A 12563-nucleotide genomic window follows, 5' to 3' on the forward strand; every position below is an offset into this window, starting at 1 on the left:
GGTTATCAGGGCAGCCGATAAACCGTCGCGATCAGTTCGAAGGCAACTGCGGCGGTGCGGCCAGCTGGATTTCCTGGATGGTTTCGATCTGCTCGTGGGCGACGTGGACGCCGGTGAGCTCGCCGATCAACCGCCAGTGCTCATCGAGCCCGGCGCTGATGGTGGCCATGCGATCGATCATGTGTCGGCCGGCGGATTTGACCACTTCGTCGTCACTGCGCAGCAACTCGAAAGACATCGAGGTGACTGACGCGGTGAGATGGGTCAGAGAGCGAGCCGTGTGGCCCAGCAGCTCCATTAACAGTTGTTCTTTCGATTCCATGCGGAGGCTTCCTGCGTCGCTCGAAACTTATTTATAACCCAGCACTTTGCTTTAGCAAATGTTTCAGTCTGAACATCCGACCAAGCGAATCGGTGGCGCAGCGTTCGCAAACCGACCAGGATCGCTGCGTTGCCGTCGCGGCGCATTGCCAAGCGCGGCGGCGCCAGTGTACAAAGAGGCTCACCGCTGTACTGAATCCGGCTTCAACATGCGTGTTCGAAATGCTCGGTCCGCGCTCCGAATCCCGCTGACAAAAGTACCCTATTGGAAAAACGCGACATTTAGTGTCAATATCGCGCCTTCCCCTATTTCGTCGCCCCGTGCGGCTTACGCCGCAGGTCTCGCCCGTTGTTCCGTTAAACAAGGCTTTGAGCATCTGCGGTCTGTAGCAAAAAGGTAGTCAATGATGAGCGCAAGGCACTTTCTCTCCCTGATGGATTGCACGCCCGAAGAGCTGGTCAGCGTGATCCGTCGAGGCGTTGAGCTCAAGGACCTGCGTAACCGCGGCGTACTGTTCGAGCCTCTGAAAAACCGCGTGCTGGGGATGATTTTCGAAAAATCCTCGACCCGTACCCGGATCTCCTTCGAGGCCGGCATGATACAGCTCGGCGGCCAGGCAATCTTCCTGTCCCCGCGCGACACCCAACTGGGCCGTGGCGAGCCGATCAGCGATTGCGCCATCGTCATGTCGAGCATGCTCGATGCGGTGATGATCCGCACCTTCGCCCACAGCACCCTCACCGAATTCGCCGCCAACTCGCGCGTGCCGGTGATCAACGGCCTGTCCGATGATCTGCACCCGTGCCAGTTGCTCGCCGACATGCAGACCTTCCTCGAACACCGAGGCTCGATCCAGGGCAAGACCGTGGCCTGGATCGGTGACGGCAACAACATGTGCAACAGCTATATAGAAGCGGCGATCCAGTTCGACTTCCAGCTGCGCGTTGCCTGCCCGGAAGGCTACGAGCCGAACCCGGAATTCGTCGCTCAGGCTGGCGATCGCGTGACGATTGTCCGCGATCCGCAAGACGCCGTGCGTGGCGCGCATCTGGTCAGCACCGATGTCTGGACTTCGATGGGTCAGGAAGAGGAAACTGCCAAGCGCCTCAAGCTGTTCGCGCCGTTTCAGGTCAACCGTGCCTTGCTCGACCTCGCTGCCGAGGACGTGCTGTTCATGCACTGCCTGCCGGCGCACCGTGGCGAAGAAATCAGTCTCGACCTGCTCGATGACCCGCGCTCCGTCGCCTGGGATCAGGCAGAAAACCGTCTCCACGCACAGAAGGCCCTGCTCGAGTTCCTCGTTGAACCGGCATATCACCACGCATGAGCCATGAATTACTGCTGAACCTGCGCAACCTCGCTTGCGGCTACCAAGATCAACGCGTGGTGCAGAACCTCAATCTGCACCTCAACGCCGGCGACATCGGCTGCCTGCTCGGCTCGTCTGGCTGCGGCAAGACCACCACCCTGCGCGCAATCGCCGGTTTCGAACCGGTGCATGAAGGCGAAATCACCCTCGGTGGCGAAACCCTGTCCAGTGCCGGTTTCACCCTGGCGCCGGAGAAACGCCGGATCGGCATGGTGTTTCAGGACTACGCGCTGTTCCCGCACCTGAGCGTGGCCGACAACATCGCTTTCGGCATTCGTAAGCACCCGAACAAGGCGCGCGTGGTCGAAGAGCTGCTGGAACTGGTCAACCTGAAAAACCTCGGCAAGCGCTTCCCCCACGAATTGTCCGGCGGTCAGCAACAGCGCGTCGCCCTCGCCCGCGCCCTGGCGCCGGAGCCGCAGTTGCTGCTGCTCGACGAGCCGTTCTCCAATCTCGATGGCGAACTGCGCCGCAAGCTCAGCCATGAGGTGCGCGACATTCTCAAGGCTCGTGGCACCAGTGCGATTCTGGTCACCCACGATCAGGAAGAAGCGTTCGCCGTCAGCGATCACGTTGGCGTGTTCAAGGAAGGTCGGCTGGAACAGTGGGATACGCCCTACAACCTCTATCACGAACCGGCGACGCCGTATGTCGCCAGTTTCATCGGTCAGGGCTATTTCATTCGCGGCCAGCTCGTCACCCCGGAATCGGTGCAGACCGAGCTGGGTGAACTGCGCGGCAACCGCGCTTACACCTGGCCGATTGGCGGTGCAGTGGATGTGCTGTTGCGTCCGGATGACATTGTTTATGCACCGGACAGCCCATTGAAGGCGCAGATTGTCGGCAAGACATTCCTCGGCGCGGCGACCTTGTATCGCCTGCAACTGCCGACCGGCGCGCAGCTGGAATCGATCTTCCCCAGCCACGCCGATCATCTGGTTGGCGCGCAGGTCGGGATTCGCGTAGCGGCGGATCACCTGGTGCTGTTCCAGGCATCCGGCAGCACGGCGGCGCAGATTCCGGCGGTGGAAAACGGCGTCCGTCGGTTCAGCACCAGCCTTTGATCCGCACTGGATAAAAATTGTGGGAGCGAGCCTGCTCGCGAATGCGGTGTTTCAGTCGCCGAAGATGTTGACTGAAAGAGCGCTTTCGCGAGCAGGCTCGCTCCCACAGTTGGTATTGCCTCAGCCTAAAAACAGGGTACCGCTGGCCACAAGCGTCGCATTGCCGCCAATCTTCACCCGCTCACCTTCCAGCCGACAGAACAACTCCCCGCCCCGCGCCGAGCGCTGGCACGCGGTCAGGTTCGATTTGCCCAGACGTTTGGCCCAGTACGGAATCAGGCTGCAATGGGTCGAGCCGGTCACCGGGTCTTCATTGATACCGATCGCCGGGGCGAAATAGCGCGAGACGAAGTCGTGCTGATTGCCACGCGCGGTGACGATTGCACCCAGCCATGGCAGTTTCGCCAGTGCCGCCATGTCCGGTCTGCAGTCGAGCACGGCCTGCTCCGATTCCAGCACCACGAACAGTTCGTTGGAGCCGAGCACATCAACAGCCTCGACACCCAGCGCCCGCTCGACATCCAGCGTCACGCCGATTTCCGAAGGCACGATGGTCGGGAAATCCAGCCACAAGCGGTCGCCTTCGCGGCTGACACTCAGCGGCCCGGACTTGCAGATGAAGTCGATGCGCTCGGCACTTTCCTTATGGATTTCGAACAGTACAAACGCGCTGGCCAGGGTCGCATGCCCGCACAGCGGCACTTCAGTAGTCGGAGTGAACCAGCGGATATGCCAGGCCTGACCTTCGCGCACCAGAAACGCAGTCTCCGCCAGGTTGTGTTCGGCGGCGATCTTCTGCATCAAGTCATCGGCCAGCCAGCTGTCGAGCCGATAGACCATCGCAGGGTTGCCACTGAACGGCCGATCACTGAACGCGTCGACCTGATGAAACGCAAGCTGCATGATTTTCTCCCTGAATTGGTCGACCGAGCATGCAACGGCGGCCCGGATCAGTGCCAGTGACAGAAGCGCAATTTTTTCTTCATACAGCTGGCGCGCATTTTAAGCCCGGCCGATATCGGCGAACTGCGCCTGGGTGTGCTCAGCCAATACTGCCGGCGCCAGTTCCACTTCCAGTCCTCGCCGCCCGGCACTCACATAGATAGTCGCGAACCCCTGAGCGGAATTGTCGATGAAGGTGCGCAGGCGTTTCTTCTGCCCGAGCGGGCTGATGCCGCCCAACAGGTAGCCGGTGGAGCGTTGCGCGGCAGCAGGATCAGCCATTTCGGCTTTCTTCACTCCAGCGGCATGGGCCAGGCCCTTGAGGTCGAGCGTTCCGACGACCGGCACCACAGCTACCAGCAGTTCGCCTTTTTCACTGGCGGCCAGCAAGGTTTTGAACACTTGCGCCGGTGCGAGCCCGAGCTTCTCCGCCGCCTCCAGCCCATAGGACGCGGCCTTCGGATCATGTTCGTAACTGTGCACGCGATGTTCGGCACGAACTTTTTTCAACAAGTCCAACGCTGGGGTCATGGCAGCTCCGGGTTCGGCAATCTTTGAAAAAACCTGCGGCGGATTCTAGGTCATCGTTGGGCAAAAGGCTCTATCCCAAGCCGCGAATCCCGTGGCTTCGCGCTGCATTCAAGCAGTTCGCGGCGCTGATCATTCACACGGCGAATAGTTTTATTGTGACCGGCGGTTCACTTTCGACCTTTGACAGGTTTGTTTCTTGTCTATATTTTTTCGAATCTGAATAATGTAAGAATCATGCTCAACGCAGTACCCAGCAGTAACCCGGGAACCGAATGGGGATTCCGACCCGGTGAAGATCGCGCCCTGCTCCGTTGGCAAGGCGCCACACAAGAAAAAGAACCGAGGTTTTCAATGACAGCTGCTTTACCGCAACCATCGCTTTCCGGCCAATGCATGGCCGAGTTTCTGGGCACCGCCCTTCTGATCTTCTTCGGCACCGGTTGTGTCGCCGCGCTCAAAGTCGCAGGTGCCAGCTTCGGCCTGTGGGAGATCAGCATCATCTGGGGCGTCGGCGTGAGCATGGCGATCTACCTCACCGCCGGGGTTTCCGGCGCGCACCTGAACCCGGCAGTGAGCATTGCTCTGGCAATCTTCGCGGACTTCGAAAAGCGCAAACTGCCGTTCTACATCCTTTCGCAGATTGCCGGCGCCTTCTGCGGCGCATTGCTGGTCTACACGCTCTACAGCAATCTGTTCTTCGATTACGAACAAACCCACCAGATGATTCGTGGCTCGGCCGCCAGCCTTGAATTGGCGTCGGTGTTCTCGACCTACCCGAACCCGGTGCTTTCGACGGCCCAGGCCTTTCTGGTCGAGATGATCATCACCGCGATCCTGATGGGCGTGATCATGGCCCTGACCGATGACAACAACGGCCTGCCACGCGGCCCGATGGCGCCGTTGCTGATCGGTTTGCTGATTGCCGTGATCGGCAGTGCGATGGGTCCGCTGACCGGTTTCGCAATGAACCCTGCGCGTGACTTCGGTCCGAAACTGATGACTTTCTTTACCGGTTGGGGTGAAATTTCCTTCACCGGTGGTCGTGATATCCCTTATTTCCTGATTCCGATTTTTGCACCGATTGTCGGTGCCTGCCTCGGCGCTGCCGGGTATCGCGGGCTCATCGCCCGTCACCTGACCGGCGCCACACCTGCTACAAAGGATGCAGAACCGGCCATTGACGGCAAACCAAGAACTTCTTGAAACAGTCGGCGCCGGCTCCTGCCCATCCGAGCCTGCGCCACGGCCCACTCTCGTTTTTTTCGTCCAAGGCAATCGACATGACCGACATTCAGAACAAGAACTACATCATTGCCCTTGATCAGGGTACGACCAGTTCGCGCGCGATCATCTTCGACCGCGACGCGAACGTAGTCTGCACCGCGCAGCGCGAATTCGTTCAGCATTACCCGCAGGCCGGTTGGGTCGAGCACGACCCGATGGAAATCTTCGCTACCCAGAGCGCGGTGATGGTTGAAGCGCTGGCCCAGGCCGGCCTGCACCATGACCAGGTTGCCGCGATCGGTATCACCAACCAGCGTGAAACCACCGTGGTCTGGGACAAGACCACCGGCCGCCCCGTGTATAACGCGATCGTCTGGCAGTGCCGCCGCAGCACCGAGATCTGCCAGCAGCTCAAGCGCGATGGCCACGAAGACTACATCCGCGACACCACCGGCCTGGTCACCGACCCGTACTTCTCCGGCACCAAACTGAAGTGGATCCTCGACAACGTCGAAGGCAGCCGCGAGCGTGCGCGCAACGGCGAGCTGCTGTTCGGCACCGTCGATAGCTGGCTGATCTGGAAATTCACCGGCGGCAAGGTGCACGTCACCGACTACACCAACGCCTCGCGCACCATGCTCTTCAATATCCATTCGCTGGAGTGGGACTCGAAGATGCTGGAGATCCTCGACATCCCGCGCGAGATGCTCCCGGAAGTCAAAGCGTCCTCGGAAATCTACGGCCGCACCAAGAGCGGCATCGCCATCGGCGGTATCGCCGGCGACCAGCAAGCGGCACTGTTCGGGCAGATGTGCGTCGAGCCGGGCCAGGCGAAAAACACCTACGGCACCGGTTGCTTCCTGCTGATGAACACCGGCGACAAAGCGGTGAAATCCCAGCACGGCATGCTCACCACCATCGCCTGCGGCCCGCGCGGCGAAGTGGCTTATGCTCTGGAAGGCGCCGTGTTCAACGGCGGTTCGACCGTGCAGTGGCTGCGTGATGAACTGAAAATCGTCAACGACGCCCACGACACCGAATACTTTGCCAACAAGGTCAAGGACAGCAACGGTGTGTATCTGGTGCCGGCATTTACCGGTCTCGGCGCGCCGTACTGGGACCCGTATGCCCGTGGCGCACTGTTCGGCCTGACGCGCGGCGTACGTGTGGATCACATCATCCGCGCCGCGCTGGAGTCGATCGCCTACCAGACCCGCGACGTACTCGACGCCATGCAACAGGATTCCGGCGAACGCCTCAAAGCCCTGCGCGTGGACGGCGGTGCGGTGGCGAACAACTTCCTCATGCAGTTCCAGGCCGACATCCTCGGCACCCAGGTCGAACGCCCGCAAATGCGCGAAACCACCGCACTCGGCGCGGCTTATCTGGCCGGCCTGGCCTGCGGTTTCTGGGGCAGCCTGGAAGAACTGCGCGGCAAGGCAGTGATCGAGCGCGAGTTCGAACCGAGCCTTGACGAAACCGAGAAAGAGAAACTCTACAAAGGCTGGAAAAAAGCCGTCAGCCGCACCCGTGACTGGGCGCGTGAGGACGCTGAATAAGCCAACCTTGAGTTACACATAGGTATCTAGCTGGTCGGGAGCGGATTCCTGCGGCATCATGGGCAAATTTTGCTTGGCAGCCCAAAGGAAGCCCCATGAATCTGCCTCCCCGTCAGCAGCAAATCCTCGAGCTGGTCCGCGAACGCGGCTATGTGAGCATCGAGGAAATGGCCACGCTGTTCGTTGTCACCCCGCAAACCATCCGCCGCGACATCAACCAGCTCGCGGAAGCCAACCTGCTGCGTCGCTACCACGGTGGCGCCGCGTACGATTCCAGTGTCGAAAACACCGCGTATGCCATGCGTGCCGATCAGATGCGCGATGAAAAGCAACGCATCGGTGAAGCCATTGCCGCGCAGATCCCCGATCACGCCTCGCTGTTCATCAATATCGGTACCACCACCGAATCGATCGCCCGCGCCCTGCTCAATCACAGCCACCTGAAAATCATCACCAACAACCTGCACGTCGCCTCGATGCTCAGCGCCAAGGATGATTTCGATGTGCTGCTGACCGGCGGCAACGTGCGCCGCGACGGCGGTGTGGTCGGTCAGGCGAGCGTGGACTTCATCAATCAGTTCAAGGTCGATTTCGCCTTGGTCGGCATCAGCGGGATCGATGAGGACGGCAGCCTGCTCGACTTCGATTATCAGGAAGTCCGGGTCAGCCAGGCGATCATCGCCAACGCGCGACAGGTGATTCTGGCAGCGGATTCGAGCAAGTTCGGGCGTAATGCGATGATTCGACTGGGGCCGATCAGCCTGATCGATTGTCTGGTCACCGATCAGCAGCCGGTACCGGCGCTGACGCAGTTGTTGAGTCAGCACAAGATTCGTCTGGAAGTCGTCTGAACCCTCTCCCTCGCTGACCGAACCGACGCCTTCGCGAGCAGGCTCGCTCCCACTCTTGGAATGTATTGCAAAATGTGGGAGCGAGCCTGCTCGCGAAAACAATCGATCACACAACACATCTTCTGCGCCCTTGCGCGCGTTCATGTTCGAAAATTTTCTTTTAATCGCCCTTCGATGAGTTTTTTCAATCGAACGCGACTGGCTGCGCGCGTGTTTATGGGCTACCATTTTCGCAAATGAACATTTATGTTCGATTTCCAAGACAAAATCAAAAGAACCGAGGCCAGCCGATGTCCACCTCTACCTTGCGTACTCCCCCTCTCTCCGAGATCTATGACGTTGCCGTGATTGGCGGCGGGATCAACGGCGTTGGGATCGCAGCGGATGCCGCCGGTCGCGGTCTTTCGGTGTTCCTTTGCGAAAAAGACGACTTGGCCAGCCACACCTCGTCGGCCAGCAGCAAGCTGATCCACGGTGGCCTGCGCTATCTGGAACATTACGAATTCCGTCTGGTGCGTGAAGCGCTCGCCGAGCGTGAAGTGTTGCTGGCCAAGGCGCCGCATATCGTCAAACCGATGCGTTTCGTACTGCCACACCGCCCGCACCTGCGTCCGGCGTGGATGATTCGTGTCGGCCTGTTCCTCTACGACAACCTTGGCAAACGCGAAAAGCTGCCAGGTTCGAAAAGCCTGAAATTCGGCGCCGACAGCGCGCTGAAAAGCGAAATCAAGAAAGGCTTCGAATACTCCGATTGCTGGGTCGATGACGCCCGCCTCGTGGTCCTGAACGCCATGGCCGCCCGTGAAAAAGGCGCGCATGTGCATACCCAGACCCGCTGTGTCAGTGCCCGCCGCACCAAAGGTTTGTGGCATCTGCATCTGGAGCGCGCCGACGGCAGTTTGTTTTCGATCACCGCCAAAGCACTGGTCAACGCCGCCGGCCCATGGGTGGCCAAGTTCATCCGTGACGACCTGAAGATGGAATCGCCGTATGGCATCCGTCTGATCCAGGGCAGCCACATCATCGTGCCGAAACTGTACGAAGGCGAACATGCGCATATTCTGCAAAACGAAGATCAGCGCATCGTTTTCACTATTCCGTACCTGAACCACTTCACTCTGATCGGCACTACCGACCGCGAATACACCGGCGACCCGGCGAAAGTAGCGATCACCGAAGGCGAAACCGATTACGTGCTGAAAGTGGTCAACGCCCACTTCAAGAAGCAGCTCAGCCGCGAAGACATCCTGCACAGCTACTCGGGCGTTCGGCCGCTGTGCAACGACGAATCCGACAACCCGTCTGCGGTCACTCGCGATTACACCCTGGCGCTGTCGGGCAACGCCGAGGAAGCGCCGCTGCTATCGGTGTTCGGCGGCAAGCTGACCACTTACCGCAAGCTCGCCGAGTCGGCGATGGCGCAGTTGATGCCGTTCTTCACCCAGATGCGCCCGAGCTGGACCGCGACCGCCACCCTGCCCGGCGGCGAAGACATGACCACGCCAGAGGCCCTGAGCGCGCGGATTCGCGACAAGTTCGATTTCGTCCCGACCGAAATCGCCCGGCGCTGGGCCGTCACCTACGGCAGCCGCACCTGGCGCATGCTTGAAGGCGTGCAAACGCTGGCCGATATGGGCGAGCACATCGGCGGCGGGCTCTACACCCGCGAAGTCGATTACCTGTGCAGCGAAGAGTGGGCCACTACGGCGCACGACATCCTGTGGCGCCGCACCAAGCTAGGCTTGTTCACCACAGCGGAGGAACAGCAGAAGCTGTCGACGTATCTGGGCAAGGTTGAGCAGAGCCGGAAGATCGAGGCGGCTTGATCTTCGCCCTATCGTTTGAACGAAAGCCCCTGAATCGAGAGATTCAGGGGCTTTTTGCTAAGCCCGCAAGGCCCGGCTCCACTCCCTCACGACCCTAAATGTGCCAAAAGAAAATCGATAAACACCCGCGACTTGGGCGGCAGGTGCGGCGTGTCCGCAAACACCAGGCTGATCGGCTGTGAGGGCAGCGAGTATTCCGGCAGCACACGTACCAGATGCCCACGGTCCCTATCGTCTTCAACCATCCACGCCGGCAGCACCGACACGCCCAGCGACGACAAGGTCATCGAACGAATCGCAGTCGATGAATTCGACTGGAAATGACGGCTACCATTGATTTCGACTGCTTCCCCCACACCATCGCGTAAAACCCACTGCGTCGGCGCTAACAGATTGCTGTTGGCAATCCACGGCACGGCATTGAGATCCTGCGGTGTTTTTACCGGGTAGCGGAGCAGAAACCCTTCAGTAGCCACCAGCACAATTTCATAGTCGGCCAGTTTCCGGCTCTTGAAAGCCGAGTCCGCCAGGTTGCCCAGGCGAACCACCAGATCGAGCCGGTCGGCAAGCAGATCATTGAGCGAGGAGTTGAAGTCGTAGCACAGGCGGATGTCGGGATAACGCTCGGCGAACAGCGGAATCAGCGGCAGGATGAATCGCTCGCCGTATTCACTGGTGGAACTGATCCGCAGCGTTCCCGAAACGCGGTTTGTGCGGTGCAATACCCTGTCAAACGCTGTGTCGATATCGGCAACGATGGTTTTGAATTCGTTGTAAAAGCTTTGCCCAGCCTCGGTCAGGGTCACGGCACGACTGTTGCGCAGCAACAGGCTGGTCGACAACGCTGCCTCCAGGGCCTTGATGTGCAGACTGACCATGGCCCGGCTGAGATTCAGATGGCTGGCAGCCTTGGTAAAAGAACCCAGTTCGGCAATCGCCAGAAACGTCTGCACCCGGTTCAAGTGCGTGTGCAGAGCGCCCTGAGTCACGGTTCAATCCCTTCAAACATTGTGTTCAGCTCCATTGCATCGACGATCGGAGTCTATCGCCCCTATGCTCGACGACAAAGGGGAAACACCATGAGTTACCGCTATAAAGTCGCGTCGATTTTCCTGCTCGGCTTCTTTATCGATTGCATCAACATCTTCATGTCGGCGGTGGCGCTGCCCAGTCTGTCAGCTACCTTGCAGGTCAGCAGCGCTTCGGTGGCGTGGGTCGCCAACGCGTACATCCTCGGACTGACGTTGATCATTGCGCTGAGCACCTGGCTGGCCGCGCGTTTTGGCAGTCGTGAAATCCTCACCGCTTCAATGCTGGTATTCAGTGGCTCGGTGTGGCTGTGCGGCCAGGCCGACAGCTTCCATGAACTGGTGATCTGGCGCTTCGTTCAGGGCATCGGCGGCGGCTTGTTGATCCCGGTCGGACAGGCACTGACGTTCAATCTTTTTCATGGCGAGCAACGCGCGAAAATATCCACGCTGATCATGGCCGTTGCCCTGATTGCCCCGGCGATGTCACCCACCGTCGGCGGCCTCATTGTCGACATCAGCTCCTGGCGCTGGGTGTTCTACAGCACCCTCCCGTTTTCGCTGCTTGCCGCCGGGCTGTCGTGGTGGTGGATCAGGGAAGGCAAACCCGCCGAGCTTCAGCGTCCGGACATCAAAGGCCTGTTGCTGGTCAGCGCGGTGCTCGCCAGTTTGCTGATGGGTATGTCGCTGTACGGCGGCGATTACCCACCGCTGGCAGCGCTGGGTTTTGTCATCGCGGGCCTGACATTCATCGCGCTGTATCTGCTGCATTACCGCCGCTGCAGTAACGCGATCATCGACTTGAGCCTGCTCAGGAGCAGAAAACTCAGCACCTCGATCTTCATCTATTACGCAATTCCGGGGGTGTTCACCGGTGTCAACCTGATGAGTATTTTCTTTTTGCAGAACACCCTGCACTTCAGCGCCCGGCTGACCGGAATGTTCATGATCCTCTATGCCATCGGTGCGTTCATCGCAATGATCCTTTGCGGTCGCGTCTACAACCGGATCGGCGCCAGACGCCTGTTCACCCTCGGCATGCTGTTGCACAGCGCCGGCATCGCCACCCTGGTGCTGGTCAATGCGCCAACTGATCTTTGGCTCATCATGATCGCCTACAGCCTGATGGGCATTGGCGGTGGCATCGGTGCCAATACCGCGCAAACTACCTCACTGATGGACTTCACCGGCGGCGATACGCACAAGGCCAGTGTCATCTGGAACATCAATCGGCAGATGTCTTTCAGCCTCGGCGCCGCACTGTTTCTGATGATCTTCAACGTGCTGCTCCCGCCGCTCGGCACCACGCCGGCCTATCAAGCGACCTTCGCGATTGCCGCGCTGGTCGGGCTGCTGCCGTTGCTGCAGATGAATCAACTGCCCTGCGCAAAGGAACGCCCATGACATACGATCTGATCGAACAAGCCGAACACAGTATCCACCACGTCCACGAGCTGATCCTTCGGGTATTCACTGATGCCGACGGCGCTGGCGCCGCGAGCATCGAGCCGTTGATGCAGGCATTTGCTGAGGATTTCAGCATGGTTGGTATTTCGGGGGACGCATTGACCCGCGTCGAAGTAGAACAACTGTTCAAAGGAGCCGTAGGCGCCAAGGCGGGACTCGATATCGAGATCAGCGATTTGCACACGGTGTGGCAGGAGGACGACATGCTGGCTGTGAGCTACGTCGAAACCCAACGCTTGGACGGCGCTCAACACTCGCGGGTCGCAGTGGCGATCCTGAGCGGACAACCTGAAGGGGTGAAGTGGGTGTATTTGCATGAAACGCCACTGAGCCGGCAAGTCTGAGACCAGGCCACAAGATATTCGGTTTTCCGAACGCGA

At 59.5% G+C, this 12563-nt stretch carries 12 protein-coding genes; 8 read left to right on the forward strand and 4 right to left on the reverse strand.

Features of this window, described 5'->3' with window-relative positions; all coding sequences use genetic code 11:
- Positions 1–31 precede the first annotated feature (31 nt).
- A complete protein-coding gene (locus tag ACZ9BE_RS18585) occupies positions 32–322 on the reverse strand; it encodes a hypothetical protein (protein WP_041479870.1) in 291 nt (96 codons plus the stop codon).
- A 406-nt stretch (positions 323–728) separates the two neighbouring features.
- On the opposite strand from ACZ9BE_RS18585, the gene argF reads away from it, so the two are divergent.
- Both argF and ACZ9BE_RS18595 read left to right on the forward strand, forming a co-directional pair.
- A complete protein-coding gene (gene argF, locus ACZ9BE_RS18590) occupies positions 729–1649 on the forward strand; it encodes an ornithine carbamoyltransferase (protein WP_024014160.1) in 921 nt (306 codons plus the stop codon).
- Positions 1646–2755, forward strand: coding sequence for an ABC transporter ATP-binding protein (locus ACZ9BE_RS18595; RefSeq protein WP_095181785.1), 1110 nt, complete (start codon positions 1646–1648; stop codon positions 2753–2755). The genes argF and ACZ9BE_RS18595 overlap by 4 nt, the downstream gene beginning before the upstream one ends.
- Positions 2756–2875: 120 nt before the next feature.
- Here ACZ9BE_RS18595 and ACZ9BE_RS18600 read toward each other — a convergent pair whose 3' ends face one another.
- Both ACZ9BE_RS18600 and ybaK read right to left on the reverse strand, forming a co-directional pair.
- Positions 2876–3658 (reverse strand): PhzF family phenazine biosynthesis protein, encoded by a 783-nt coding sequence (locus ACZ9BE_RS18600; protein ID WP_310218135.1) that lies wholly within the window; start codon positions 3656–3658, stop codon positions 2876–2878.
- A gap of 99 nt (positions 3659–3757) precedes the next feature.
- Complete coding sequence (ybaK, locus tag ACZ9BE_RS18605) at positions 3758–4228, reverse strand: Cys-tRNA(Pro) deacylase (RefSeq protein ID WP_095181783.1); 471 nt, start codon at positions 4226–4228, stop codon at positions 3758–3760.
- 351 nt (positions 4229–4579) lie between these two features.
- Between ybaK and ACZ9BE_RS18610 the strand changes: the two genes are divergently transcribed.
- The 4 genes from ACZ9BE_RS18610 to glpD all read left to right on the forward strand — a co-directional run bounded on the left by ACZ9BE_RS18610 (position 4580) and on the right by glpD (position 9688).
- The gene (locus ACZ9BE_RS18610) at positions 4580–5431 is read left to right on the forward strand and encodes an MIP/aquaporin family protein (protein WP_041479875.1); all 852 of its coding nucleotides are present in this window, start codon (positions 4580–4582) and stop codon (positions 5429–5431) included.
- A gap of 77 nt (positions 5432–5508) precedes the next feature.
- Positions 5509–7011 (forward strand): glycerol kinase GlpK, encoded by a 1503-nt coding sequence (glpK, locus tag ACZ9BE_RS18615; protein WP_024014162.1) that lies wholly within the window; start codon positions 5509–5511, stop codon positions 7009–7011.
- A gap of 95 nt (positions 7012–7106) precedes the next feature.
- Complete coding sequence (locus tag ACZ9BE_RS18620; RefSeq protein WP_095181782.1) at positions 7107–7862, forward strand: DeoR/GlpR family transcriptional regulator; 756 nt, start codon at positions 7107–7109, stop codon at positions 7860–7862.
- Positions 7863–8152: 290 nt separating this feature from the next.
- Complete coding sequence (gene glpD / locus ACZ9BE_RS18625; protein ID WP_476249791.1) at positions 8153–9688, forward strand: glycerol-3-phosphate dehydrogenase; 1536 nt, start codon at positions 8153–8155, stop codon at positions 9686–9688.
- Between the two features lie 86 nt (positions 9689–9774).
- Here glpD and ACZ9BE_RS18630 read toward each other — a convergent pair whose 3' ends face one another.
- A complete protein-coding gene (locus ACZ9BE_RS18630) occupies positions 9775–10662 on the reverse strand; it encodes a LysR family transcriptional regulator (protein ID WP_056790359.1) in 888 nt (295 codons plus the stop codon).
- Positions 10663–10767: 105 nt separating this feature from the next.
- On the opposite strand from ACZ9BE_RS18630, the gene ACZ9BE_RS18635 reads away from it, so the two are divergent.
- Together ACZ9BE_RS18635 and ACZ9BE_RS18640 are read left to right on the forward strand one after the other, a co-directional pair.
- The gene (locus ACZ9BE_RS18635; RefSeq protein ID WP_476249792.1) at positions 10768–12120 is read left to right on the forward strand and encodes an MFS transporter; all 1353 of its coding nucleotides are present in this window, start codon (positions 10768–10770) and stop codon (positions 12118–12120) included.
- Positions 12117–12527 (forward strand): hypothetical protein, encoded by a 411-nt coding sequence (locus tag ACZ9BE_RS18640; protein WP_056790039.1) that lies wholly within the window; start codon positions 12117–12119, stop codon positions 12525–12527. The genes ACZ9BE_RS18635 and ACZ9BE_RS18640 overlap by 4 nt, the downstream gene beginning before the upstream one ends.
- The last annotated feature ends 36 nt before the right edge of the window (positions 12528–12563 follow it).

This window comes from Pseudomonas sp. TE9122 (assembly GCF_056278925.1).